This is a genomic window from Bradyrhizobium sp. USDA 3262, assembly GCF_054060035.1.
Map to the genome: position 1 here is coordinate 3698126 of NZ_JBSSCT010000001.1, position 23922 is coordinate 3722047.

The 23922-nt window shown below is 63.7% G+C and carries 23 protein-coding genes and 1 pseudogene; 12 read left to right on the forward strand and 12 right to left on the reverse strand.

All coding sequences use genetic code 11. The features are described 5' to 3' along the window. Positions 1 to 63 precede the first annotated feature (63 nt). The 3 genes from trpS to bfr all read right to left on the reverse strand — a co-directional run bounded on the left by trpS (position 64) and on the right by bfr (position 3361). Complete coding sequence (gene trpS, locus ACVWYP_RS17035; RefSeq protein WP_304499115.1) at positions 64 to 1065, reverse strand: tryptophan--tRNA ligase; 1002 nt, start codon at positions 1063 to 1065, stop codon at positions 64 to 66. A 429-nt stretch (positions 1066 to 1494) separates the two neighbouring features. After that, positions 1495 to 2550: a cell division protein FtsZ gene (gene ftsZ / locus ACVWYP_RS17040; protein ID WP_304499116.1), complete on the reverse strand. Its 1056-nt coding sequence runs from the start codon at positions 2548 to 2550 to the stop codon at positions 1495 to 1497. A 328-nt stretch (positions 2551 to 2878) separates the two neighbouring features. Then, positions 2879 to 3361, reverse strand: coding sequence for a bacterioferritin (bfr, locus tag ACVWYP_RS17045; RefSeq protein WP_028339454.1), 483 nt, complete (start codon positions 3359 to 3361; stop codon positions 2879 to 2881). Between the two features lie 264 nt (positions 3362 to 3625). Here bfr and ACVWYP_RS17050 point away from each other — a divergent pair, with 264 nt between their 5' ends. The 3 genes from ACVWYP_RS17050 (at position 3626) to ACVWYP_RS17060 (ending at position 6259) form a co-directional block, all read left to right on the forward strand. Further along, on the forward strand, positions 3626 to 3994 hold the full coding sequence (locus ACVWYP_RS17050) for a VOC family protein (RefSeq protein WP_304499117.1): 369 nt from the start codon (positions 3626 to 3628) through the stop codon (positions 3992 to 3994). A gap of 123 nt (positions 3995 to 4117) precedes the next feature. Further along, a complete protein-coding gene (locus ACVWYP_RS17055) occupies positions 4118 to 5029 on the forward strand; it encodes a complex I NDUFA9 subunit family protein (RefSeq protein ID WP_304499118.1) in 912 nt (303 codons plus the stop codon). Positions 5030 to 5572: 543 nt separating this feature from the next. Next, positions 5573 to 6259 (forward strand): hypothetical protein, encoded by a 687-nt coding sequence (locus tag ACVWYP_RS17060; RefSeq protein ID WP_304499119.1) that lies wholly within the window; start codon positions 5573 to 5575, stop codon positions 6257 to 6259. A gap of 78 nt (positions 6260 to 6337) precedes the next feature. On the opposite strand, the gene ACVWYP_RS17065 is transcribed toward ACVWYP_RS17060, so the two are convergent. Next, the gene (locus ACVWYP_RS17065) at positions 6338 to 6943 is read right to left on the reverse strand and encodes a CarD family transcriptional regulator (RefSeq protein WP_369525568.1); all 606 of its coding nucleotides are present in this window, start codon (positions 6941 to 6943) and stop codon (positions 6338 to 6340) included. A gap of 415 nt (positions 6944 to 7358) precedes the next feature. Here ACVWYP_RS17065 and ACVWYP_RS17070 point away from each other — a divergent pair. Then, positions 7359 to 7451, forward strand: a pseudogene (locus ACVWYP_RS17070) (IS5/IS1182 family transposase); the annotation flags it as partial. Here the strand turns inward: ACVWYP_RS17070 and ACVWYP_RS17075 are convergent. After that, entirely contained in the window at positions 7448 to 8182 is a 735-nt protein-coding gene (locus tag ACVWYP_RS17075) for an SDR family NAD(P)-dependent oxidoreductase (RefSeq protein ID WP_304499120.1), read from the reverse strand. The pseudogene ACVWYP_RS17070 and the gene ACVWYP_RS17075 sit on opposite strands and share 4 nt — an antisense overlap. A 195-nt stretch (positions 8183 to 8377) precedes the next feature. On the opposite strand from ACVWYP_RS17075, the gene ACVWYP_RS17080 reads away from it, so the two are divergent. Further along, the gene (locus ACVWYP_RS17080) at positions 8378 to 8791 is read left to right on the forward strand and encodes a DUF3830 family protein (RefSeq protein ID WP_016843084.1); all 414 of its coding nucleotides are present in this window, start codon (positions 8378 to 8380) and stop codon (positions 8789 to 8791) included. A 1-nt stretch (position 8792) separates the two neighbouring features. Continuing rightward, complete coding sequence (gene puuE, locus ACVWYP_RS17085; RefSeq protein ID WP_304499121.1) at positions 8793 to 9731, forward strand: allantoinase PuuE; 939 nt, start codon at positions 8793 to 8795, stop codon at positions 9729 to 9731. Positions 9732 to 10039: 308 nt separating this feature from the next. Here the strand turns inward: puuE and ACVWYP_RS17090 are convergent, their stop codons facing one another. From ACVWYP_RS17090 to ACVWYP_RS17110, 5 genes are read right to left on the reverse strand one after another with little or no spacing between them, the layout of a single operon-like run. Continuing rightward, positions 10040 to 11572 carry an ABC transporter ATP-binding protein gene (locus tag ACVWYP_RS17090; RefSeq protein ID WP_304499122.1) on the reverse strand — a complete coding sequence of 511 codons (1533 nt, stop codon included), beginning with the start codon at positions 11570 to 11572 and terminating at the stop codon, positions 10040 to 10042. Continuing rightward, positions 11569 to 12252, reverse strand: a complete 684-nt coding sequence (biuH, locus tag ACVWYP_RS17095; protein WP_028334439.1) for a biuret amidohydrolase — start codon at positions 12250 to 12252, stop codon at positions 11569 to 11571. The genes ACVWYP_RS17090 and biuH overlap by 4 nt, the downstream gene beginning before the upstream one ends. A 19-nt stretch (positions 12253 to 12271) precedes the next feature. Next, positions 12272 to 13198, reverse strand: a complete 927-nt coding sequence (locus tag ACVWYP_RS17100; protein ID WP_018270387.1) for an ABC transporter permease — start codon at positions 13196 to 13198, stop codon at positions 12272 to 12274. Position 13199: 1 nt separating this feature from the next. Beyond that, the gene (locus ACVWYP_RS17105) at positions 13200 to 14309 is read right to left on the reverse strand and encodes an ABC transporter permease (protein ID WP_456684118.1); all 1110 of its coding nucleotides are present in this window, start codon (positions 14307 to 14309) and stop codon (positions 13200 to 13202) included. Beyond that, entirely contained in the window at positions 14306 to 15415 is a 1110-nt protein-coding gene (locus tag ACVWYP_RS17110) for a BMP family ABC transporter substrate-binding protein (protein ID WP_304499124.1), read from the reverse strand. Before ACVWYP_RS17110 ends, ACVWYP_RS17105 begins: the two co-directional genes overlap by 4 nt. 373 nt (positions 15416 to 15788) lie before the next feature. Here ACVWYP_RS17110 and ACVWYP_RS17115 point away from each other — a divergent pair, with 373 nt between their 5' ends. The 3 genes from ACVWYP_RS17115 to ACVWYP_RS17125 all read left to right on the forward strand — a co-directional run bounded on the left by ACVWYP_RS17115 (position 15789) and on the right by ACVWYP_RS17125 (position 19059). Then, positions 15789 to 17060 (forward strand): allantoate amidohydrolase, encoded by a 1272-nt coding sequence (locus tag ACVWYP_RS17115; RefSeq protein ID WP_304499125.1) that lies wholly within the window; start codon positions 15789 to 15791, stop codon positions 17058 to 17060. 390 nt (positions 17061 to 17450) lie between these two features. Further along, entirely contained in the window at positions 17451 to 18689 is a 1239-nt protein-coding gene (locus ACVWYP_RS17120) for an ATP-binding protein (protein WP_304499126.1), read from the forward strand. A 148-nt stretch (positions 18690 to 18837) separates the two neighbouring features. Further along, positions 18838 to 19059 carry a hypothetical protein gene (locus ACVWYP_RS17125; protein WP_038377517.1) on the forward strand — a complete coding sequence of 74 codons (222 nt, stop codon included), beginning with the start codon at positions 18838 to 18840 and terminating at the stop codon, positions 19057 to 19059. Here ACVWYP_RS17125 and ACVWYP_RS17130 read toward each other — a convergent pair. Next, on the reverse strand, positions 19007 to 19978 hold the full coding sequence (locus ACVWYP_RS17130; protein ID WP_304499127.1) for a LysR family transcriptional regulator: 972 nt from the start codon (positions 19976 to 19978) through the stop codon (positions 19007 to 19009). The two genes, ACVWYP_RS17125 and ACVWYP_RS17130, sit on opposite strands and share 53 nt — an antisense overlap. Positions 19979 to 20064: 86 nt before the next feature. Here ACVWYP_RS17130 and ACVWYP_RS17135 point away from each other — a divergent pair, with 86 nt between their 5' ends. Next, positions 20065 to 21135 (forward strand): YeiH family protein, encoded by a 1071-nt coding sequence (locus ACVWYP_RS17135; protein ID WP_304499128.1) that lies wholly within the window; start codon positions 20065 to 20067, stop codon positions 21133 to 21135. 63 nt (positions 21136 to 21198) lie between these two features. Here the strand turns inward: ACVWYP_RS17135 and ACVWYP_RS17140 are convergent, their stop codons facing one another. After that, positions 21199 to 22212 (reverse strand): formamidase, encoded by a 1014-nt coding sequence (locus ACVWYP_RS17140; RefSeq protein ID WP_304499129.1) that lies wholly within the window; start codon positions 22210 to 22212, stop codon positions 21199 to 21201. Positions 22213 to 22438: 226 nt separating this feature from the next. On the opposite strand from ACVWYP_RS17140, the gene ACVWYP_RS17145 reads away from it, so the two are divergent. Next, a complete protein-coding gene (locus tag ACVWYP_RS17145) occupies positions 22439 to 23116 on the forward strand; it encodes a cysteine hydrolase family protein (protein ID WP_304499130.1) in 678 nt (225 codons plus the stop codon). A 105-nt stretch (positions 23117 to 23221) separates the two neighbouring features. Continuing rightward, positions 23222 to 23833: an LOG family protein gene (locus tag ACVWYP_RS17150; RefSeq protein ID WP_304499131.1), complete on the forward strand. Its 612-nt coding sequence runs from the start codon at positions 23222 to 23224 to the stop codon at positions 23831 to 23833. Positions 23834 to 23922 lie beyond the last annotated feature (89 nt).

Consider the following 23922-nt stretch of genomic DNA (forward strand, 5'->3'; position numbering starts at 1 on the left):
TTCGCCAAGCGGACAACTGTTACAGGCAAGCACAGTTCCTGCCATGGTTTGATGACAGCGCATTCAGAGCTGGAACACGCCGAGCCCCGCCATCACATCGCGCTTGGTGCGCTCGGTGATCTCGCGGGCTTTCAGGGTTCCGCGCCTGATCACGTCAGCGACATAGTCGCGATTGCCTGCCAGCTCGGCGCGTCGGGCCCGGATCGGCGCGATCAGGGCTTGCAGGATGTCCTCCAGCCGCCGCTTGACGGCTGCGTCGCCGAGACCGCCGCGCCGATAGCGCGCCTTCAATTCCTCGACGGCGTGCTGATCGTCATCGAACGCGTCGAGATAGCTGAAGACGACATTGCCCTCGGTCTTGCCGGGGTCGCCGACGCGCAGATGATCGGGATCGGTGAACATCGCACGCACCGCGGCCGAGATGTCACCGGGCGAGGCCGAGAGAGCAATCGCATTGCCCGCGGACTTGCTCATCTTGGCGCGCCCGTCGACGCCCGGCAGCCGTCCCGCGCGCGGTATGACGGCCACCGCCTCCTGCAGGAGCGCACGCCCGGCCAGCGCGTTGACGCGCCTGATGATCTCGTTGGTCTGCTCGATCAGGGGAGCCTGGTCCTCGCCGACCGGCACGACGGTGGCCCGAAACGCGGTGATATCGGCGGCCTGCGCCACCGGGTAGCACAGGAAGCCCGCCGGGATGTCGCGTCCGAATCCGCGGGCGCGGATCTCGTCCTTGATGGTGGGATTGCGCTCCAGCCGCGCGACGGTGACGAGGTTGAGATAGAGCATCGACAACTCCGCGAGCGCCGGCAGCTGCGACTGCAGGCAGATCGAGGTTCGTTCGGGATCGATGCCGACGGCGAGATAATCCAGCGCGACCTCGATGACGTTGCCGCGGACCTTGCCGATGTCGTGCGCGTTGTCGGTCAGCGCCTGCATGTCGGCGAGCAGCAGGAACTGCTCATGGCTGTCCTGAAACGCGAGGCGGCTTCTGAGCGAGCCGACGTAATGGCCGAGATGCAGCGGCCCGGTGGTGCGGTCGCCGGTGAGGATGATCGGTTTGGTCACGGCTTGTCTCCATTCGGTTGAATGGGGACACCGCATGTGGGCTGGATGAGGTGAAACAAAAAGGCCGCCCGATGCGGCGGCCCCGAAATGCATGAACGCGTTCGGCCCGCCTGTCAGTCGGCGAGCCACCAGAAATTGGCGATCAGGATCGAGCGGTTCATGGCGTGAGGCGTAAGGCAATCCAGCGAGTCGGTCAAGCCGGCATAGCCAGGTGCGTACTCATAAAGTCGGTTGCTGCGAGCCGGCCACCTGATGTCTGCTTCTCCCCCCAACAGCGGCGCGGGAGCGGACATCGCGGCACTTCGCCTTCGGGCCAGTTGCGGAAGTAGCCGAGTGTTCGGCGTTCATGGACGCGGAACAGCCAAAGTCGATACCGGAACGCTCCTTGTTGCGCGCACTTGGCCGACGCGCCGATGCGGTGCGCGTCGGTCAGCGGTGTACCGCGCTCGATTCGGCGATTTGACGGCTGTCGTTGCGCAGCCTGCCGGCGAGCTCTGTAAGTGAGCTTTCCGCTGGTTGCGCGTGGGGTGCCGGGTCAAGATTATCGATGCCGGTCGCCACTACCGAGACGCGGACGATACCCTCCAGGCTTTCATCAAACGATGCGCCAATGATGATGTTGGCGTCCTGGTCGGCCTCGTCGCGAATGCGGGTAGCAGCTTCGTCGACCTCGAATAACATCAGGTCCTTGCCGCCAGTGATGGAAATGATGAGGCCGCTGGCACGCTTGATCGAGGGGTCCTCGATCAATGGATTTGAAATCGCGGCTACGGCGGCGGTGACCACGCGGTTCGCGCCGGAAGCCTCGCCCCTGCCCATCATGGCCTTGCCCTTCTCCCGCATGACGGCGAGAACGTCGGCAAAATCGAGGTTGATCAGACCTTCCTTGACTATGAGGTCGCTGATGCAGGCCACACCCGAATAAAGCACCTGATCGGCCAACACGAAAGCATTGGAGAACGTGGTCTTTTCGTTGGCCACCCGGAATAGGTTCTGGTTTGGGATGATCAGCAGAGTATCTACCACCTTCAGTAGTTCCGCGATGCCGGCCTCGGCAAGGCGCATGCGGCGCTGGCCCTCGAAGTGGAATGGCTTGGTGACTACACCGATGGTGAGAATGCCAAGCTCGCGCGCGGTCTTGGCGATAATGGGCGCTGCGCCGGTGCCGGTACCGCCGCCCATGCCGGCAGTAACGAACACCATGTGTGCGCCGGTCAAAGAATCGCGGATCGCGTCGATCGTCTCTTCGGCTGCGGCGCGCCCCACTTCAGGATGCGAGCCAGCGCCGAGACCTTCCGTCACCCGCGTGCCCATCTGGATGAGGCGCTCGGCCTTCGACATGGTAAGCGCCTGTGCATCGGTATTGGCGACGATGAAGTCGACGCCTTGCAGCCCGGCCGAGATCATGTTGTTGACTGCATTGCCACCGGCACCGCCGACCCCAAACACGGTAATGCGCGCCTTCATCTCGCAAATATCGGTCATTCTTGCCTCACAATTGCTCTACCGAGCTGGGGAATGGGAGCTATACACCAGGATTTTGCTCCTAAGTGAGCGCGGCAAGCGCAGTCGCTTAGCAAGCGACGAGCGGCCACTGGCGAGATTTTCAGGCGCACACCTGGCGCGGCATATGTCAGCGTCTTGGCGGACACCGGCTGTTCCTGGACCGAACCGAGCGGCAATCGGCTGATGATGACCAGGCTATGAGGTTAGGCTAGGCCGCGATGGTTAACGAATTCCTAACGGGCGAGCAGCGGACATAATTCCGCGCCGCCGCGGTGTCCGATTTGGGCCGAAAGCAGTCGTTTGCACTTTAGTCCTTGTCGAGCTCTCCGATATGACGCTGGGCATATAGCTCGAGGCCGATCCTCGCGACGAGTTCGATCTGGGTTTCCAAAAAATCGATATGCTCTTCCTCATCGTGCATGAGTTGCTCAAACAGATCCCGTGTCACGTAGTCCTTGACCTGATGGCACTGGGTCGCAGCTTCAGCGTAGAGGGAGTACGCCGACAATTCGGCTTGCAAGTCGCTATCGAGCACGGCCTTCACGGTCTTCCCGATATGGAGGGATTCCAGCGTCTGCATATTGGGAGATCCATCGAGGAAGATGATGCGTTCGATGAGCTTGTCTGCGTGTTGCATTTCTTCAATCGATTCCTTGCGCCACGCCTTGGCCAGCATCTTGTAGCCCCAATTGTCGAGGAGGCGGTAGTGCAGCCAGTACTGGTTCACTGCGGTGAGCTCGTGGCGCAGCGCTTTGTTGAGGTGTTCGATAACGTCTTTGTCGCCCTTCATGCTCCCCTCCTTTTCGCGGGTGCCACCGGGATCGATTGGTTGCGTGGGCGCCTGGACTTGATGTTTGGCCGACGCGATGGAGAGCTTAGAGCGTCAGCGCTTTCGATTCGAGCAGTTTGGGGCATCCACAGCTCGCCGTGAGCGGCGACGCAAGGAAAGGGGCGGGCGGCGCTGACTTGCTCACCGTTCGACGCACATGAGAGGTTAATCTCTGCGCCGCGACTTCAAAAAAGCGTAGGGAGGTAGAACAAGGGAGTTTTGGCCATGATCGAGAGGATAAGCGCGCTCACGCTGGGCACCCATGACATGCCACGAGCTGTCCGATTCTACCGAGCCCTGGGCTTTGAGGTCCTGCATGGCGGCGAATGGTCGTCGTTCACTAGCTTTCGAGCAGGTCCGAGCTACCTCAACCTCATCGACCAACCTGCCGAACGACGCTGGTCCTGGTGGGGTCGGGTCATCTTCTACGTCACCGATGTTGACGCACTTTACGAACGCGCGCTCGCGGGGGGTTACCAGCCGGCGACAGCGCCCCGCGATGCCGAATGGGGTGAGCGTTTCTTCCACCTAGCTGACCCCGACGGCCACGAACTCAGTTTCGCTCGGCCTTTGCATCCGGCTTCCGTCCAATAGCGGTTCGAAGCGGCCTGCATTCCAACCGTCGCTGCGAAAGGGTATTGTTCCGACAGACGGCCATCGCCCTGACGTCAGCTTCGGCTCGGGCTATGGCGCGTTCTCTCGAGCAAAGATCAAAGGATGGCAACGAACGGTCGCACCGTCACTGTATTCGGCGGAACCGGTTTTCTCGGCCGCCGCATCGTTCAGCATCTGCGCGATCACGAATTTCCCGTCCGGATCGCGTCAAGGCATACAGATCGCGGGCGCAGTCAGTTTGGACCGCATGATTCCCAGCTTCTGTTCGTCCAGGCCGATATTCATGACGAACGGTCTGTCGCAAATGCGCTTGCCGGCGCTTACGCCGCGGTCAACACCGTCAGCCTTTACGTCGAGCACGGGCGTGAGACGTTTCATTCCGTTCATGTCGAGTCCGCCCAACGCGTAGCGGCCCAAGCGCGCCGGGCCGGAGTCAAACGACTCGTTCACTTGTCAGGCATCGGCGCCGATGCCGCGTCTCGATCGCGGTACATCCGGGCGCGCGGCGAAGGTGAACTGGTGGTCAGGGCTACGTTTGCCGGCGCGAATATCATCCGACCCGCCGTCATGTTCGGACCGGACGATGCGTTTCTTACGACCATCCTCAACCTTCTCCGCCGGCTGCCGATCTATCCGATGTTCGGCCGCGGCTCGATGAAACTGCAGCCGGCCTATGTGGAAGATGTGGCGGAGGCGACTGTCCGGATCATCCAGCGAGCCGAGACGCAACCGACGATCTTCGAGTGCGGCGGCCCTCGCGTTTATTCCTACGAAGAATTGGTCGGAATCGTCGCGCATCAGGCCGGTCTTGCGCCCATCCTGGTCCCGATCCCGTTCGCCGTTTGGCACGCCCTGGCATGGGCTTCCGAAATACTCCCGGACCCGATTCTCACGCGCAATCAGGTGGAGCTGATGCAGATCGATACCGTGTCGTCGCCTGGCCTTTTCGAACTTGGAATTTCGCCGCAGCCGGTTGAGGCAATACTCCAAAAGATGCTGTCAAAGTGCGGATGACAGGGACTCATCGGTTAGATCCGCTTCAGATGGCTGGTTCGCGCGCTACCACTACGAGACGCGATGGCTTATCCGCCGTTCGACTGCGGCAATATGGCTGTGCGCCGTCGGCAGCTGCAGGTAGTTCGGGGGCAACTGACCTTGGGGTCACGAACAACAAAACTCAAAGTAACGCGTCCGCTTTCGGGCGCATCGCGGCCAAAGCGCTCCTCGGCGGGGCTTTTTGAGCCGCCTGCGCCAGAACAGGCAAAGTCCGCTCCGTACCATTGAGCCGACATTGTGATGGTTAAAGCGATCTTCGGCTGCGAGCCAAGCCCCGGTTCATGCGATGCACAACAGGAGACCGAGATTCGTTCATGCGGCGGGTGCTTCCGAGGCGGTCTGTTTGATCGTTTCCCGCCAAGACGCGATTGGGCGTTACCAAGTCCGCGTTGAACCGTCATCAATCTAGCGGGGACTAACCATTCAGCGCGGCTGGTCCAACCACAAGCGGGACAAGACCGCGAAGCCGCCGCAGCCGAATGCCTTATATGGACCCTCTCCATGTCCGACACCCATGTCCGCGATCCCTCGTGGAAAACCGATTTGATCTGGCACTATTTCCACACCGTCACGACGGCCGCCAAGGCACCCGCCGCCTATCGCAAGTTCTACAGCAATCAGGACGCCAGCGACGAATTGGACAGCCGCCATCGCGTCTATGAAATGCTGGTGGATGAACAGCTGCACACCCTTCCCACCCTGGCGGCGACCGCTGACGCGTCGATGGAAAACTACAAGAAGAGCAAGCTGCCGTGGAACCAGAACAATGGCGGTTTCCTCAAGGCAGTGAACAATGAATATTGGTGCGGTTCGATCATCAAGATCGTGTTTGTCCGCTATATGGGCTGGAAAATGGCCGAACCGACGGCGCGCGACCAGGTGAGCGCGGGCCGCGATCCCGGCAAAGCAGTGGATTGGACAATCAAGAATCTCGAAAACAAGGTGCCGGTGCGGGCCTCCCTCGGCGGCGCCCATTATGTGGGCATCGTCGGCCACCGTACATCGGGAGCCGACGGCAAGATCATCGAGTTTCTGTGCCTCGACCCATGGGCCTATGGCATCGACGGGGGCAATCGAGACATGAAATACGCCGGTACAAAGACCGCCTTTCTCGGGATCAGCAAACGCGACGGCGCGATATGGACCTACAGCAATAAGGCCGTCGCCTTCGTCGAACGGCCATCCTAGGAAATCATATCTGGCCGGCGGCGCCGGAACGTCGGCCAGGACCCGAACGCGGACGCTCCGGGGAGGTGCGACCAGTCTCTATGCGCTCCGCCTGACCTCAGCAATGATGAGGCTTTCAAGCTCCTTGACGGCTTCCTCTTCAGTAATGCCGCTAACGAGCGCCACTTCTGTGGACAGGCGCTCGACTGCCGCAGCGTACAGCTGTCGTTCGCTGTAGCTCTGCTCGGAATTGACCGTGGGCCGATACAGATCGCGCATGACCTCCGCGATAGCGACAATATTGCCCGAATTGATCTTGCTTTCGTATTCTTGAGCAAGTCGGGACCAATTACCCCGCGCTTTGTGCGGCGCCTGCCCCAGGATTCGTCGCATGTGCTCGATGGAAACGGGATCGGACAGTTGACGCATTCCGGCGTTTGCCGCCTTCCTCGTCGGAACGCGGAGCGTCATCTTGCTCTTCGCGAAATAGACGACAAAGAACTCGAGGCAAGCCCCCGCCACCGTCTGTTCCTCAATCGCTACAATTTGGCCGACGCCGTGCGCAGGGTATACGATCAAGTCCGTTGCCCTAAATCCAAAGCGTGTCTCGCCGTCCTGGCCCTCATCCGCTTTATCGGCGGAGGTCACTGATGCTGAATGTGTGTGGTTCGAATAAGAAGATCTGGTCTGATTATCGAAATTCATTTCGCGACAAGCTCCATGGCCTCTGAAATTGGCTCATGCCAATTCCAGCTCTGATCAATCAAGCGTCTGAAACAAACTGCCGGGCTGGAAATGATTCATGTTGCCCGATCTGTCCCTAACCAATAAGCCGCAAGCGCGCGCGCCGCCACGAGAATGACGCCTCCAATTTCCATTCCCTTCAATCGCTGTGGCTTCTTGGCAACGTGTTCCCACTCGGCGAAATCAATCGTTTCGTGCCGATGAAACGAACATTTGCCAAACCCAAGCGACGGGACACCGGAGCAATCGGTGGAACCGGCAGGGATGCACACGTCTCTACCGCTGCTGGTCCAGATGCACTCACCTGCAGGCGATGATCTCTCATGCTTCGATCAGTTCACTCATTCGTACCGCAGGCGCGATGATCCTGCGACCAACGCGCTGTGACAAGCTCGCCGCCAACTACCTTGCCTTCGTTCAACTCGCATCGATCGGGCTGTGGCTGCGCGCTGATGAGGCCGCGTCCTAGTTGAACGCCATGCCGCCGCTCATCGCGATGGTCTGTCCGGTCATGTAGGGATTATTGACCAGCAGCATCACGGCCTGCGCGACCTCCTCGGCGGTGCCGAAACGGCCCATCGGAATGCGGCTGACCAGCTCGCTCTGTCCCTTCATCATCTCGGTCTCGATCAGCGAGGGCGCGACGGCATTGACGGTGATGCCCTCCTTGACGAGGCGTGCGGCATAGCCGCGGGTCATCCCCTCCATGGCCGCCTTGGATGCGTTGTAGTGCGGCCCGATCGAGCCCGCGCCGCGCGCCGCGCCGGAGGAGATGTTGACGATGCGGCCCCATTTCCGGGTGCGCATCATCGGCAGCACAGCCTGCGTGCACAGGAACGCCGATTTGAGATTGACCGTGATGGTGCGGTCGAAATCCTCTTCGGTGAGGTCGTCGACACCCCTGACGATCGCGATGCCGGCATTGTTGACGAGGATGTCGACCGGGCCGAGCTCGGATTTGGCGCCCTCGACCAGCGCGGCCACGGCGGCGGCTTCCGAGACGTCGGCGGCGATCGCGACGGCGCGGCCACCGGCGGCAATGATGCCTTTCGCCAGCGTCTCCGCCTCGGCCGAGCGCTCGCGATAATTGATGGCGACGGCGGCGCCGGCATCCGCCAGCATCTTGACGATCGCCGCACCGATGCCGCGCGATCCGCCGGTCACCAGCGCCACATGTCCGTGCAGACTGCTTGTTGTCATCTGGTCACCCTGTTCGACGTATGCTCGCAGGCTCGCAAACGGGGAGGCGAGGCGCAACGCAACTCTGCTCAAATCTGCGTTGAAGGCCGCCGAGCGGCGAAAAACCGGCTTCCGGGGCCGGAATCGGCCTTGCGTCCGGCCCGGGCCGGCGGCAATGGTTGGGACATCACTTCTTGGCCCACCCACGAGAGATCGATGAGCAAACTGATTGTCCGCGCCGGCGAGTTCACCTTTGACGCCCGTTTCGAGGAGCAGCTCGCGCCGAAGACGGTCGCCGCGTTCCGCAAGGCGATGCCGTTCGAGAGCCAGGCGATCCATGTGCGCTGGAGCGGCGAGGGCGTCTGGATGCCGCTCGGCGATCTCGACTTCGGCGTGTCCTACGAGAACCACACCAGCTATCCGGCGCCGGGCCAGATCATCCTCTATCCCGGCGGCATCAGCGAGACCGAGATCCTGCTCGCCTATGGCGGCGTGCATTTCGCCAGCAAGATGGGCCAGCTCGCCGGCAATCATTTCATCACGCTGACCTCGGGGCTGGAGAACCTCACCGCCTTCGGCAAGACCGTGTTGTGGAAGGGCGCGCAGAACATTCGCTTCGAGGAAATCTGATGTGACCGAGGCCCGCTATCCGCGCGATCTCCGCGGCTACGGCCGCAATCCGCCCGATCCGAAATGGCCCGACGCGGCGCGCATCGCCGTGCAATTCGTGGTCAATTTCGAGGAGGGCGGGGAGAACAACATCCTGCACGGTGATCGCGCCTCGGAAGCGTTTCTGTCCGACGTGCTCGGCGCGCAGCCCTGGGTCGGCCAGCGGCACGCCAATATCGAGACGATGTTCGAATATGGCTCGCGTGCCGGCTTCTGGCGGCTGTGGCGGATATTCACCGAGCGGAAGCTGCCGGCCACGGTGTTTGGCGTCGCGATGGCGCTGAAGCGCAATCCGGACGTTGTCGCCGCGATGCAGGAGGCAGGCTGGGACATCGCAAGCCACAGCCTGCGCTGGGTCGAGCACAAGGACATGTCGGAGGACGAGGAGCGCGAGGAGATCGCCCGCGCCATTGCCGTGCATACCGAGGCGACAGGCGCGCGGCCGCTCGGCTGGTACACCGGCCGCTCCTCGATCAACACGATGCGGCTTTTGATGGAGGCAGGCGGCCTGCGCTATCTCTGCGACTCCTATGCCGACGATCTGCCGTACTGGATCAAGGCTGATGGCACCGAGCCGCATCTCGTGATCCCCTACACGCTCGATGCCAACGACATGCGCTTCATCAACGCGCAGGGCTTCGGCGGCGGCGAGGAGTTCTACACTTACCTGAAAGACAGTTTCGACGTGCTCTATGCCGAGGGCGCGACCTCGCCGAAGATGATGTCGATCGGCCTGCATTGCCGTGTCGTCGGCCGTCCCGGCCGCGCCGCCGCGCTGATGCGCTTTCTCGACTACATCCAGAAGCACGAGCATGTCTGGGTGCCGACCCGGCTTGCGATCGCCGAGCATTGGCATGCCAATTTGAAGCATCTAGCGGAACACGCGTTCGAGATCGGCTAGGTTTGCCCCGATGTGACGCGGAGCGCAGCCAGCTTCGTCATTGCAATGGCGGGATCTTGCCGGGATCGCGCGCCACAAACTCCGGTGTCGTCCCTGCCTAGTGCGCAATTGCGCACGGGAGCAGGGACCCATACGCCGCGGCGGATGTTGTGAACGGGATTCGTCGTTCCAGCGCTGCCCAACAATCAACATTCGTGGTTATGGGTCCCTGCTTTCGCAGGGACGACATCTTTGTGAGGCCAGAGCTGTTCGTCATTGCGAGATCCCGCGTACGCGGAACAATGGATTGCTTCGCTTGACGCGGATGGTCAATGGCCGGCCATGTGCCGGCCGATCTCGGTGAGGTCGGCCTCGCTGGCACGGGCCTCATGGACGAACGCGCCGTGGAACATCACGACCAGCCGGTCCGACAATTCCAGCAGCTCATCGAGGTCTTCGCTGACCAGCAGCACCGCCGCGCCGCGGTTGCGTGCGGCCATGATCTCGGCGTGGATTTGCGCCACCGCCGCGAAGTCGAGTCCGAAGCAGGGATTGGCGGCGATCAGCACCTCGACGTCGCCCGAGAGCTCGCGCGCCAGCACCGCGCGCTGGACATTGCCGCCCGACAGCGCCGCGATCGGCGTCTCCGGCGTGCGGGTCTTGATCTTGTAGCGGTTGATCTTGCGCTCGGCGTCGTTGCGGAAGGCAGCACGGTTCAGCCACCAGCCGCCGCGCGCGAACGGGGCGCGATCGAACTCGCGGAATGCGATGTTGTCGGCGACGCTCATGCCGCCGACGCAGGCGTTCTTCAGCGGCTCTTCCGGCAACAGCGACATCCTGTGGCGCCGCATCTCCGCGCGGCTCGCCGCATAGCTCTCGCCCTGGACGCGGATCACGCCGCTCTCGGCCTCGCGCTGGCCGGCCAAAACCTCCACGAGCTGGCGCTGGCCGTTGCCGGAGACGCCGGCGATGCCGACGATCTCGCCGCTCTTCACGGTCAGCGAGACGCCGTGCACGGCGATCGCGCCGGCATCGTCGAGCGCGGTAAGCTTGTCGAGCTCGAGCCGCGGCGCGCCGGTCTCGCCGGTGCGCGGCGGTTGCACCGTCAGCTGCTCGGCGCCGATCATGGTGCGGGCCATCTCGTCCGGCGTCAGCTCGGCAACCCGGCCGGTGCCGGCAAGCTTGCCGCGGCGCAGGATGGTCACCTCGTCGGCAAAGGCCATCACCTCGCGGAACTTGTGCGTGATCATCAGGATGGTGAGTTCGCCCGCGACCACCATCGTGCGCAGCATGCCGAGCACCTCGTCGGCTTCGCCCGGTGTCAGCACCGAGGTCGGCTCGTCCAGGATCAGGAAGCGCCGCTTCAGATAGAGCTGCTTGAGGATCTCGCATTTCTGCCGCTCGCCGGCGGAGATGTCGGAGACTTTTGCGTCGAGCGGCACCTTGAACGGCATCCGCGCCAGGAAGGCCTCGAGCTCCTTCTTCTCCTTGCGCCAGTCGACCATCGCAGGCACGTCGTCGCGCGCCAGCACCAAATTCTCGGCAACCGTCATCGCCGGCACGAGGGTAAAGTGCTGGTAGACCATGCCGAGCCCGAGCGCATGCGCGTCCTTCGGATTGGCGATAGCCTGCTGGCGGCCGCCGACGAGGATGTCGCCTTCGGTGGCGTGGTAATAGCCCATGATGCATTTCACGAGCGTGCTCTTGCCCGCGCCGTTCTCGCCGAGCAGCGCGTGGAACGAGCCGGGACGTACCTTGAGCTCGACATTGTCGAGCGCTGCGAAATCGCCGAACCGCATCGTCATGGCGATGGCATCGACGCCGAACGCGCCTGATGGTGCGGGCGGCTCGCCGATAATCACGACAGCGCCCCGATCAGGTCGGCTGATCTGGTCACCGCGCCGAACACGCCGCCCTGCATCTTGATCATCTTCAACGCGTGGTCGTGGTTGCTCCGGTCGGTCGCGCCGCAGCAGTCCTCGACCAGCACGCATTCGAAGCCGCGGTCGTTGGCCTCGCGCATGGTGGTGTGGACGCAGACATCGGTGGTGATGCCGGTCAGCACGATGTTCTCGATGCCGCGCAGCCGCAGCATCAGCTCGAGGTCGGTTGCACAGAACGAGCCTTTTCCGGGCTTGTCGATAACAGGCTCGCCCGGCAGCGGCGCGAGGTCGGGAATGATCTCCCAGCCGGGCTCGCCGCGCACCAGGATGCGGCCGCAGGGGCCGGGGTCGCCGATGCCTGCGCCGATCTGGCGCGAGCGCCAGCGTTTGTTGGCGGGCAGGTCGGCCAGATCGGGCCGGTGCCCTTCGCGGGTATGGATGATGTGAAAACCCTGCGCGCGCATCACCGCGAGCAGCTTCCTGATCGGCTCGATCGGCGCCCGGGTCAGCGAAAGGTCGTAGCCCATCTTGTCGACATAACCGCCGACGCCGCAGAAATCCGTCTGCATGTCGATGATGATGAGCGCGGTATTCTCTGGCCGCAGATCGCCATTATAGGGCCAGGCGTAAGGCTCGGACTTGATGAAGCGCTCGGGCATGAAATGATCTTTCGAGATGCTATCGGGTGATGGACAATTCGGCGGGCGCGCCGGTCAGCGTGCGTTTCGGCGAGCAGGTGATGATCATGATCGCGAGCGTCAGGATGTACGGCGCGGCGTTGAACAAATGATAGCCGGAGGTGATGCCGACCGATTGCAGCGCGGGCCCGAGCGCGGCCGCGCCGCCGAAGGCGAGCGACGCCCACAGGCACAGCATCGGGTCCCAGCGCGCGAAGATCACCAGCGCTACCGCGGTGATGCCCTGTCCCGAGGAGAGGCCTTCGTTCCAGCTGCCGGGATAGAACAGCGACAGGAACGAGCCGCCGATGCCGGCGAGGAAGCCGCCGACCATGGTGGCGCGCAGCCGGATCAGCAGCACCGAATGGCCCATCGCGCGTGCCGCGTCGGCGCTCTCGCCGGCGGTGCGGATCAAGAGGCCCCAGCGTGTGGTCCTGAAGGCCCAGTAGAGCAGCGGCGCGATCGCGACGCCGATCAGGAACAGCACGTTGATGCGCAGCGCTGCGCGCACCTGCGGGATGTCGCTCCACCAGCCGAAATCGATCGCCGGCAGCCGTGCCGCGGTCGGCTCGATCAGCGGTTTGCCGAGGAAGAACGCGAGCCCGGTGCCGAGCAGCATCAGCGCGATGCCGACGGCGATGTCGTTGACGCGCGGCAGCGAGCAGATCCCGGCATGCAGCGCCCCGAACAGCGCGCCGGTGATTCCGGCCGCGAGCACCCCGAGCCACGGCGAGCCCGACAGATAGGAGATGCCGTAGGCGCTCATCGCGCCCATCACCAGCGTGCCCTCGAGGCCGAGATTGATGCGGCCACTTCGCTCGGTGATGCACTCGCCGAGGCTGACGAACAGGAAGGGCGTCGAGACGCGGATGGCGCCGCCGAACACGGCGAGCGGGACGGTCCAGAGCCCGAGCGATGCGTCCGCCATGTCAGGACTTTCCCTTCAGGAAGCCGATCCGCCCGTAGAGCGCGTCACTGGCCAGCACGAACACGAAGATGATGCCTTGCAGCACCAGCACGGAGGCATCGGGCAGGCCGAGCCGCCGCTGCAACAGGCCGCCGGAAGCCGAGATGCCGCCGAGCAGGATCGCCACGGGAATGATCGCCAGCGGATTCTGCCGCGCCAGGAACGCGACCAGGATGCCGGTGAAGCCGTAGCCCGCCGCGAGGTTGGCGTTGGTGCGGCCCTGCACGGCCGCGACCTCGATCATGCCGGCAAGCCCGGCGCAGCTGCCGGCGAGGAAGCACACGGTCAGGATCAGCTTGCCGACACTGAGGCCGACGATCTTGGCGGCGCGGATGTTGCCGCCGGCGACGCGCGCGGCGAAGCCGAAGGTGGTGTGATAGATCAGGATGTAGGCGGCGATGGCGGCGACGAGGCCGAACACCAGGCCCCAATGCACGTCGGTGCCGGGAATGGTGCCGATCATGTTGGCGGCGCCGATCTCGCGCGTCGACGGCTTGTTGAGGCTCGCCGGATCGCGCATCGGCCCCTCGACCAGATGGTTCAGAATCGCAAGCGCGATATAGACCAGCAGCAGGCTCGAGATCGTCTCATTGACCCCGCGATACTGCCGCAGGCCGCCCGACAGCGTGATCCAGATGCCGCCGCCGATCATGCCGGCGATCACCATCGCGATCTGCACCACGATCGGCGCCGCGCCCTGCAGCGCCAGCGCGGCCGCGGTTGCCGACAGCGCGCCGATCAGCAGCGCGCCTTCGCCGCCGATGATCACCATGCCGAGCTGCGCCGGCAGCGCGGTGCACAGCGCGGTCAGGATTAGCGGCGCGGCGCGGGTCAGCGTGTTCTGCCAGGAGAAGGCGGTGCCGAACGCGCCGTAATACATGTAGAAATACAGATCGAGCGGGTTCTTACCGTACAGCGCGACAAAGCCGCCGAACACCGCGAGCGCGCCGACCAGCGCCGCGGCCGGGATCAGGATGTATTCGATGCTCGCGCCGTGGCGCTGGAGGAATCCGGGATCGGCGGCCGGAGCGATGCTGGCCGCCTCCACCGATTCCGCCGTTTCGGTCGTCACGCGGTGGCTCCGATCACGCCCTCGACGAGATAGTCCATCTTCTCGAGCTCGGGATCCTGCTGGCCGCGATCGGTACCGGAAGCGATCACCGTCTTGCCCTTGTTGTCGACGAGCGGGCCCTTGAAGATCGCGTACTCGCCGGCCATGAACTTGGCCTTGACGTCGTCGGCATGCTTGCGCGCCTCGGCGGAGACCATTTCGCCATAGGGCGACACCTTGACGATTTCTTCCTTGAGGCCGCCGCGATAGAAGTTCGGGATCGCTTCGCCCGCGGTGATCATCTTGACGAATTTCGGGTAGAGCGCCTCCCAGTTCCACTCGGCGCCGGTGAGATAGGCCTTCGGCGCCAGCGGCGACTGGTTGACGTGATAGCCGCAGACGAAAGCGCCGCGGCGCGCGGCGTTCTCGACCATCGTCTTCGGTCCGTCGACATGGCAGGTCAGCACGTCGACGCCCTGGTCGATCAGGCTGTTGGTCGCCTCGGCTTCCTTGACCGGCATCGACCAGTCGCCGGTGAAGATCACCTGCGTGGTCGCCTTCGGGTTGGCGAGCCGGGCGCCGAGCGTGAACGCGTTGATGTTGCGCAGCACCTGCGGGATCGGCTTGGCGGCCACGAAGCCGAGCTTGCCGCTCTTGGTCGAATAGCCGGCGACGATGCCGGAGATGTACTGCGCCTCGTCGATATAGCCGAAATAGCTGCCGGCGTTCTTCGGGTCCTTGTCGGACCACAGCCCGCCGCAATGCTCGAAATGCAGTTTTGGAAACTTGCCCGCCATCTTGAGGACGTGCGGGTTGTAGTAACCGAACGAGGTCGGGAACATGAGCGTGGCGCCGTCGAGATTGATCATGGACTCGATGGTCTTCTCGACTGCATCGGTCTCCGGCACCTTTTCTTCCTCGACGACCTTGATGCCGGGAAGCTTCTTCACCGCCGCGGCTCCTTGCGCGTGCGCCTGGTTGTAGCCGTAGTCGTCGCGCGACCCGACATAGATGAAGCCGATCGTGGTTTCGGCTGCCGCCGCGCCACGAATGCCAAGTGTGCTGCCGAGCGCCAGTGCGGCGCTCCCTTGCAATAAATGCCTTCTTGAAATCCCGCCAAAATCCATCGCCTGCTCCCTCCGGCGGGTCCGGCCCGCCTGTCCTTGTCGCAGCCGCCCGACGGCGGAGCTTGAGGGAAGTGTCGCAAGCTTCATGCCAGAGCATGTTTGGCGGTCATTCCTCCGTAAGCGATTGAATGTACGTTGGAATGATGATCGGCCTCGGAACGCTCGGAAGCTGATTGAGATCGATTTGCCTATTTTATGAGCGATCGATCGCTGTTGTATGCAATGCCGTTAAGCAGTCGCTAACCGCTGGACAGCTGGTGCGAGCCCGGTCGGGACCTGCGCACGACGCGCCATTTGCCGGCTGGTGAATCGGATCGGGCCTGCTACGAGTGAAGCGGGCTCCGGCGGCCGCGTTGGACTGATGGGAAACAGCATGAGCGAGACAAAACCGTCCTCGAAACCGTCCTCCCTTGGCGACGAGATCGTGGCGCGGATCAATCAGCTCGCGACGATCTCCGAGACGCCGGAGCATCTGGCGCGAATCTTCCTCACCGACGAGCACCGCAAGGCGGCCGATCTCATCCTGACCTGGATGCGCGAGGCCGGCATGAGCGCGCATCTCGATGCCATCGGCAATGTCTGCGGCCGCTACGAGGGCGAGCGGCCGGGCCTGCCGGCGCTGATGCTCGGCTCGCATTACGACACCGTGCGCGACGCCGGCAGATGGGACGGCCCGCTTGGCGTCATCACCGCAATCGCCTGCGTCGCCGATCTGAACCGGCGCGGCAGGCGGCTGCCGTTTGCGATCGAGATCGTGGGCTTTGCGGATGAGGAGGGCGTGCGCTTCGCCTCGACCCTGCTCGGCAGCCGCGCGGTCGCCGGCACCTTCGACGAGAGCGTGCTCAACACGCGCGATCGTGCCGGCATCTCGATGCGCGATGCGCTGGTCGCGTTCGGGCTCGAGCCCGATCATATCGGCAAGGCAGCGCGCGCCCGCCGCGAACTGCTCGGCTATGTCGAGCTGCACATCGAGCAGGGCCCCGTGCTTGAGGAGAAGGCGCTGCCGGTCGGCGTCGTCACCGCGATTTCGGGCGCGACCCGGCTGGCCGCCAGCCTCACCGGCGTCGCCGGCCATGCCGGCACGGTGCCGATGAAGCTGCGGCGCGATGCGCTGGCGGGCGCTGCCGAATGCATCGTTGCGATCGAACAGTTTTGCAAGTCCGACGAACAAGGCCTCGTCGGCACCGTCGGCTATGTCAACGCGATGCCGGGCGCCACCAATGTGATCCCGGGCAAGGTGTCCTTCACCATGGACATCCGCTCGCAGAACGACATGCATCGCAAGCGCGCCGTCGCCGACATCGTGCGGCAGATCGAGGCGATCGCAAAGCGCCGCGAACTCGCCTTGCAGATCGACGTCACCCACGAGAACCGCAGCGTGCCCTGCGCGCCGTGGCTCAAGACGCAGATCGCCGAGGCCGTCGCGGCCGAGGGCCATGCCGCGTTCGAGCTGCCGAGCGGGGCAGGGCATGACGGCATGGCGATGGTCGATGTCGCCGATATCGGCATGATCTTCGTGCGCTGCCGCGGCGGGATCAGCCACAATCCGGCCGAGCATGTCGAGCTCGCCGATGCCGACACCGGCGCGCGGGTGCTGCTGCGCTTCGTCGAGAATTTTCGTCCGCACGGTGTCGTGAATAGCTGAAGCTGCCGCGCCCGCGTTGCGCAGCGAGTAGATCGAGAGTCCTTCGCAACTCCAACACCGTCACCCTGAGGAGCCGCGAAGCGGCGTCTCGAAGGGCGACGGCCCAACTGTGGCCGTGCGTCCTTCGAGGCTCGCTCCGCTCGCACCTCAGGACGACGGTCCAAATGGCGTTCGCAGGGGCGAGAGTCTCTTGGCGGAAATGGGCTCGAAATATCGAGGACCTCTTGCTGTCCACGTTGCGTCAGCACGCCGCAGGCACCGGTCCGGGGGCCGCTGCCGGCCCCGCCCCGTGCCGAATCCGCACAGATCAGACCACCGTTTCCCGCCCAGCTGGCCTATTTGCGGGCCGGGCGTGAAGCGCTAGACTTGGTGCAACGGGGGGTAGTGGACATGAGGTCGTCCGTCGTCCAGGACGTTCAGTTCCCAAAGCAACCGGCGCTGCAGCTGATCTACGACACTGCGCCGATCGGTCTTGCCTACCTCTCTCCCGATTGCCGTTACCTTCAGATCAACCAGCGTCTCACCGAGATCTGCGGCATCTCGGTCGAAGGCCACCTCGGGCGTACGGTGCACGATTGCGTGCCCGCACTGGCTTCGGCGGTCGAAGGTATCGTCCGGTCGATCATGGAGACCGGAGAGCCCGTCACCGACGTGGAGGTTTACGGCCAGCGCCCGGGCCACAATGACGAGCGGTGCTGGATCACGCATTGGCATCCGCAGCGCGAACCGAACGGGAGCATCGTCGGCGTCAACGTTGCGGCCGAAGAGATCACCGATCGCAAGCGGAGCGAACGCGAGATCCGCGCCGCGCGCGATGCAGCCGAGAAGGCCTTGCACCATCTGCAGGAGACCCAGGCGTCGCTGATCGAGGCGGAAAAGCTTGCGGCGCTGGGCCGGCTGGTGGCCGGCGTCGCGCACGAGATCAACAGTCCGGTCGGCACCAGTCTCACCGTCGCGTCAGTGCTGGAGCAGAAATGCGCCGACTTCGCCGCCGAGGCCGCGCGCGGCAAGCTGAAGCGCTCCAGCCTGAGCGATTTCATCGAGGTCGTCGAAAGCGCCTCGTCGCTGCTTGTCGGCAACCTCAAGCGCGCGGCGGATCTGGTGCAATCGTTCAAGCAGGTCGCCGTCGATCGCAGCTATTTCGACCGCAGCCAGTTCGATCTCGGTGCGGCGACCGAGCAGGTTCTCTCGAACCTGCGTCCGGCCTTGCCGAAGAACAACCTGGCGCTCGAGGTCGATTGCCCGCCCGGTCTTGCCATGAACAGTTATCCCGGCCCCTACGGCCAGGTGTTGACCAACCTGTTCGTCAATTCGGTGGCGCACGCGTTTCCGGATGGCAAGGGCGGCGTGATCACGATCCGGCTGCGCGCGTCAGGCGCGGACCAGGTCGAGATCCTGTTCGCCGACAACGGTTGCGGGATGGACGACGACGTGCTGCGGCAGGCCTTCGATCCCTTCTTCACCACGCGCCGCGACATCGGCCGCATCGGGCTCGGTCTCCACATCGTTCATAACATCGTCACGAACCGGCTGGGCGGAGAGCTCCATCTCGACAGTGCCCCGGGCATGGGGACACGCATGCGGATCACGCTGCCACGCGTGGCGCCGCAGCGCGTGACCGATAGTTGATGGCTGAAGGGACGCCGAGAAGGAAATGCTCCCCGGCTTTCAGACCGGAAAACGTCCTTCCAAGTAACCGCCGCAAAAGGCATTCCACTACCCTTGCTTCCGCCCCCGTCGTCGCGACATTCTCCTGACATTCCTGATGGTCACGACGATGAGCCAATCCGCATTCGATCCCTTCGGCGAGCCGGTCCCCGCGGTCGATCCTTCGATCGCGAGCGAGGGCGTGTCGAAATGGCTGAAGACCGCCGGCACCAGCGTGTTCTGGGTGCTGGTGGTCGGCATCGTGCTGGCACGGGCCGTCTATTTCGAGCCCGGCGTGTTCAGCTTCGAGCATGCCGTTGCCTGGGCGCAGGGTCTGTTCGCCGCGCTCTAGCCGCAGGCCCGCGCGGCGCCGTCTTCGCCGTTTGCGCCTCCCGAATGATCCCCTCGAACGCCACCGCCGCCGGCACGTCCAGCCGGCCGGGTGATTTCAGTTGCCAGAGCGTGCGCTCGATATGGACGCCCTTGATCGGGATCACCTTTAGTTTTCCGAGCTTCACCTGATCGTCGATCGTCGCGATCGACACGATGGCGACGCCGACACCTGATGCCACCGCCTGCTTGATCGCCTCGGTGCTGCCGATCTCGAGCGTCCGCTGCGGCTCGACGCGGTGGGCGGCCAGCGCCTGCGCGACCACCTCGCGCGTGCCTGAGCCGGGTTCCCGCACGATCAGGATCTCGTCATTCAACGACCGGATGTCGATCGGCCCCTGGACCGCCGCGAAGCGATGATCCGGACCGGCGATCAGCGCCATCACGTCGGTACGCCAGGCTTCGCTGATCAAATTCTCGTCCTCGACCGGGCCCTCGACCAGCGCGATCTCGATCTCGTGTCCCAGCATCAGGGCGGCGATATCGCTGGTGTTGGCGCTGACGACGTGCAGATCGATGCCGGGAAAGGCGCGGTGGAACACGCCGAGATATTCCGGGATCATGTAGGTCGCGATCGTGGTACTGGCGCCGATCCGCAGCGAGCCGCTGTCGAGGTTGCGCAGCGCCTGCAGTTCGTCCTCGGCGGCGCGTTCGGCCGCGAACAGCGTCTCGGCATGCCGCGCCAGCGCCGCGCCCTCCCGGGTCGGCCGCACCCCCTTCGGCGTGCGGTCGAGCAGCCGGCAGCCGACCTGCAGCTCGAAATCCCGCACGCCCTTGGAGATCGCCGGCTGGCTGATGTGCAGGAGGTCGGCGGCGCGGGAGAAACTTCCAGTTCTCGCCACGGCCGCGAACAGGCGGAGCAGATGCAGGTTGAGGGACATAACTTCTCTCTATCGGGGCAGTCCGAAAATATATTAGCCAAGAGGGGTGCCATGGCGCATAAAATCTTCTCCGAAAAGAGGATTTTGTGCCGGAACAAGAACAAGACCAGGGGCAGAAGCAGGGGGCGCTGAGGCGCATATTCCAGCTCATTCCGGGGATTCTGCTCTGCGGGGTCGTCACGGTCATCTCGCTCGGCATCCAGGCCGCCGAGGAGCGCGTTTTCGACCATCCCTATATCGAGGCCCTCGTCGTCGCGATCCTGCTCGGCATGGCGGTGCGCACCGCCTGGGAGCCGTCGGCGCGCTGGCGCTCGGGCATTGCCTTCAGCGCCAAGCAGCTGCTCGAGGTCGCGGTGATGCTGCTCGGCGCCTCCATCAGCTTCGCCGCGATCGTGGCGTCGGGCGGGCTCCTGATCGGCGCCATCGCGGTGACCGTCGTGATCATGCTGGCGGTGAGCTATGGCCTCAGCCGGATGCTCGGCCTCAAGACCAAGCTCGCGATCCTGATCGCCTGCGGCAACTCGATCTGCGGCAACTCGGCGATCGCGGCGGTGGCGCCGGTGATCGAGGCCGATGGCGACGACATCGCCTCGTCGATCTCGTTCACCGCCATTCTCGGCGTGCTGATGGTGCTCGGCCTACCGCTCTTGATTCCGCTGCTCAAGCTGACGGCGACGCAATACGGCATCCTCGCCGGCCTCACCGTCTATGCCGTGCCGCAGGTGCTGGCGGCGACCGTGCCGGCCGGCATCGTCTCGACCCAGATCGGCACGCTGGTCAAGCTGGTGCGGGTATTGATGCTGGGCCCGATCGTGATCGGCCTCTCGCTGCTGGTGGCGCGGCGGCGCAAGGCCGGCGCTGCGAAGGAGGGCACTTCGAAGGCCGCCTCGATCAGCCCGTTCAAGCTGGTGCCCTGGTTCATCATCGGCTTCCTGGTGCTGGCCGCGCTGCGCTCGTTCCAGCTCGTGCCTGACATCGCGATCGCGCCGGTGACCAAGACGGCGGCGATCCTCACCGTCGTCTCGATGGCAGCGCTCGGGCTCGGCGTCGATGTGCGGGTGCTCTCGACCGTCGGCGGCCGGGTGACGGCCGCCGTCACGCTGTCGCTGATGCTGCTGCTGGGCTTGAGCATCGGCCTCGTGCACTTCTTCAAGTAGAGCATGATCCGGAAAAGTGTGGAGCGGTTTTCCGAAGAGATCATGCTCACATCAAAGGGCCGGCTACTCGGCGGCCTTCGCGGTCTTGCCGAACATCCGTGTCGGCGCAGGGAAGCCGCAGGACGTGCCGTCGGTGATCTTGACTTGATCTTCCCAGGGCAGGCGGAAGCGGCCGGACACCATGTCCTGCATGAACGTGTAGGGGCAATCCATCGCGCCGCCCTTCACCGCGACATAGCCGCGGTGCCAGAGCTGATAGATGTTGTTCTCGACGCCCCAATTGATCCGCGCCTCGCGCACGAGGTCGGGCCGCACCTCGGCGGTGATGATCTCGTCGGCCCGTCCCGTGGTCCCGTGCGCGATGATGCTGCCGTCGAAATTGACGATCATGCCTTCGCCCATCGAGTCGAACGACCCATCCGAGCCGCACATGCAGACATTGGCCGTCACCATCAGGTTCTGGAACGCGTTGGCCTGGTTGGTGAAGCGCCAGCTGTCGCGGATCGGCGCGGTGTAGCCTGCGGTGCGGATCATGATCTCCGCGCCCTTGTAGGCGCATTCCCGCGCCATTTCCGGGAACATGCCGTCATGGCAGATGATCAGCGCAATCTTGGCGCCCTTCGGTCCGTCGATCACGGGAATGCCGATATTGCCCGGCTCCCACGGCTCGACCGGAATCCAGGGATGGAATTTGCGGTAGTACAGCTTGATATCGCCGTGATCGTCGATGATCAGCCCTGAATTGTAGGGGTTGCCGTGCGGGTTGAACTCCATGATGGAGAAGCAGCCCCAGATCTTGTTCTCGATGCAGGCCCGCTTGAAAGCCGCGACTTCAGGCCCGTCGAGCCGGCACATGATCTCCGGATTGGTATCCATCGAGAGGCCGTGCAGCGAGTATTCGGGGAACACGACAAGATCCATCGTGGCGAGGTTGCGCCGCGCCTTGCCGACCATCCAGACGATGCGCTCCGTCTGCCGTGCCAGATCGGACCTTGTCGCAACCACGGGCAGTTGCAGCTGCACCAGTCCGATCACGACGCCGTTCGGTGATTTGTTGAGACCGCCAAGTCCATTCATGCCTGTCCTCCCGCCTGTTTGAAATGGGCTGTCATTTCGCGAACGATGATCTTCGTTCGATCGGGCTCCCAGCTAGCAACGATCATGCCAGCAAGATCGCAGAATGCGCAAATGCAGGCGTACGGTCACATGCTGATCGGGATCGCCGCGATGCGCCGCATCATTGCGCAATGGCACGCGGTTTGCTTAATCAAGTGCGGGTTTTCTCGCATTCGGGGCGTGCGTCATGGCGAATTCAAGCGGGATGATCGCGGCGGAGCCGGCGCCGATCACGCTCGACTGGAGCAGGACCGCGCTCGTCATCATCGACATGCAGCGCGACTTCATGGAGCGAGGGGGCTTCGGCGAGACGCTCGGCAATGACGTCAGCCGGCTCGCCCGCGCGGTGAAGCCGATCGCCGCGGTGCTCGCGGCCGTGCGCGACGCCGGGCTGCTCGTGGTCCATACCCGGGAGGGCCATCTGCCCGATCTCTCCGACGCGCCGCCCGCGAAGGTCGAACGCGGCGCGCCTCGCTTGCGGATCGGCGATCCCGGACCGATGGGGCGGATCCTGATCCGCGGCGAGGCGGGGCACGACATCATTCCCGAGCTCTATCCGCAGGGCAGCGAGATCGTGATCGACAAGCCCGGCAAGGGCGCGTTCTACGCCACCGAATTCGGCGACATTCTGCAGAAATACGGCATCGAGAATCTCCTGGTCTGCGGCGTCACCACCGAGGTCTGCGTCAACACCACGGTGCGCGAGGCCAACGACCGCGGCTACCGCTGCGTCGTGATATCAGACGGCTGCGCGTCCTACTTCCCGGAATTCCACGAGATGGGCCTGAAGATGATCAAGGCCCAGGGCGGCATTTTTGGTTGGGTCACCGATTCAGCCGCGGTGCTGGAGGCGCTCGCTGGCTAGAGGGGCGAGGGGACGCGTCAGGGATATCGCCTTTGTGACCCAAAGCGGACTCTGGCGAGCACAACAAGCTTGACGCTATGGCCGTGCATTGCGTTTATCCTCCACATGAGCACGATCAAAGCAGTCTGCGTCTATTGCGGTTCCTCGCCCGGTCACGACGTTGCCTACGTCGAGGCAGGCGAACGATTGGGACACGCTCTTGCCGCATCGGGATTGACGCTGATCTACGGCGGCGGAACCCATGGTGTGATGGGCGCGGTCGCTCGCGGCACACTGAATAACGGCGGCAAGGTCGGCGCGATCATCCCGAGATTTCTCACAAACTGGGAAACGACGACTGATGCGCTCAAGATGTTCGAAGACTTGACGATCACAGACACCATGCACGAGCGCAAACACAGAATGTTCGAGCGTTCTGATGCCTTCGTGGCACTTCCGGGTGGCATCGGCACCGTCGAAGAAATCGTGGAAATCATGACTTGGGCCCAGCTTGGGCAGCACCGTAAGCCGATGGTCCTGGTGAACATCAAAGGTTTTTGGGCGCCGATGATGGCAATGCTGGACCACATACGCAGCGCAGGTTTCCTTCATAGGGACCACCTGCTTCAACCCATTGTCGTTGATCGTGCCGAGGACGTAATCCCCGCGATTGTCGCGGCCGCTGCTAAAGATAGCGGGTCCGAAGTCGGTGGTTCGTCGATCATCGACAAGATGTAGATTTCAGTGTCCTCAGACGTAATGGGGCCGGGTGCCGTCGGCTTCTGCTATTGGCCTCAGCCGACATGACCGAGCGCGTGTCGTTTGTC

What these genes read in the sequence shown, in the direction of transcription:
- ftsZ (WP_304499116.1), bottom strand. Translation starts at nt 2,550, where the DNA reads ATGACCGATATTTGCGAGATGAAGGCGCGCATTACCGTGTTTGGGGTC.
- ACVWYP_RS17125 (WP_038377517.1), top strand. Translation starts at nt 18,838, where the DNA reads ATGAGCCAATCCGCATTCGATCCCTTCGGCGAGCCGGTCCCCGCGGTC.
- ACVWYP_RS17055 (WP_304499118.1), top strand. Translation starts at nt 4,118, where the DNA reads ATGGCAACGAACGGTCGCACCGTCACTGTATTCGGCGGAACCGGTTTT.
- ACVWYP_RS17150 (WP_304499131.1), top strand. Translation starts at nt 23,222, where the DNA reads ATGAGCACGATCAAAGCAGTCTGCGTCTATTGCGGTTCCTCGCCCGGT.
- ACVWYP_RS17065 (WP_369525568.1), bottom strand. Translation starts at nt 6,943, where the DNA reads ATGAATTTCGATAATCAGACCAGATCTTCTTATTCGAACCACACACAT.
- ACVWYP_RS17115 (WP_304499125.1), top strand. Translation starts at nt 15,789, where the DNA reads ATGAGCGAGACAAAACCGTCCTCGAAACCGTCCTCCCTTGGCGACGAG.
- ACVWYP_RS17145 (WP_304499130.1), top strand. Translation starts at nt 22,439, where the DNA reads ATGGCGAATTCAAGCGGGATGATCGCGGCGGAGCCGGCGCCGATCACG.
- ACVWYP_RS17140 (WP_304499129.1), bottom strand. Translation starts at nt 22,212, where the DNA reads ATGAATGGACTTGGCGGTCTCAACAAATCACCGAACGGCGTCGTGATC.
- ACVWYP_RS17060 (WP_304499119.1), top strand. Translation starts at nt 5,573, where the DNA reads ATGTCCGACACCCATGTCCGCGATCCCTCGTGGAAAACCGATTTGATC.
- ACVWYP_RS17075 (WP_304499120.1), bottom strand. Translation starts at nt 8,182, where the DNA reads ATGACAACAAGCAGTCTGCACGGACATGTGGCGCTGGTGACCGGCGGA.
- ACVWYP_RS17100 (WP_018270387.1), bottom strand. Translation starts at nt 13,198, where the DNA reads ATGGCGGACGCATCGCTCGGGCTCTGGACCGTCCCGCTCGCCGTGTTC.
- ACVWYP_RS17120 (WP_304499126.1), top strand. Translation starts at nt 17,451, where the DNA reads ATGAGGTCGTCCGTCGTCCAGGACGTTCAGTTCCCAAAGCAACCGGCG.
- ACVWYP_RS17080 (WP_016843084.1), top strand. Translation starts at nt 8,378, where the DNA reads ATGAGCAAACTGATTGTCCGCGCCGGCGAGTTCACCTTTGACGCCCGT.
- bfr (WP_028339454.1), bottom strand. Translation starts at nt 3,361, where the DNA reads ATGAAGGGCGACAAAGACGTTATCGAACACCTCAACAAAGCGCTGCGC.
- ACVWYP_RS17130 (WP_304499127.1), bottom strand. Translation starts at nt 19,978, where the DNA reads ATGTCCCTCAACCTGCATCTGCTCCGCCTGTTCGCGGCCGTGGCGAGA.
- ACVWYP_RS17110 (WP_304499124.1), bottom strand. Translation starts at nt 15,415, where the DNA reads ATGGATTTTGGCGGGATTTCAAGAAGGCATTTATTGCAAGGGAGCGCC.
- biuH (WP_028334439.1), bottom strand. Translation starts at nt 12,252, where the DNA reads ATGCCCGAGCGCTTCATCAAGTCCGAGCCTTACGCCTGGCCCTATAAT.
- ACVWYP_RS17050 (WP_304499117.1), top strand. Translation starts at nt 3,626, where the DNA reads ATGATCGAGAGGATAAGCGCGCTCACGCTGGGCACCCATGACATGCCA.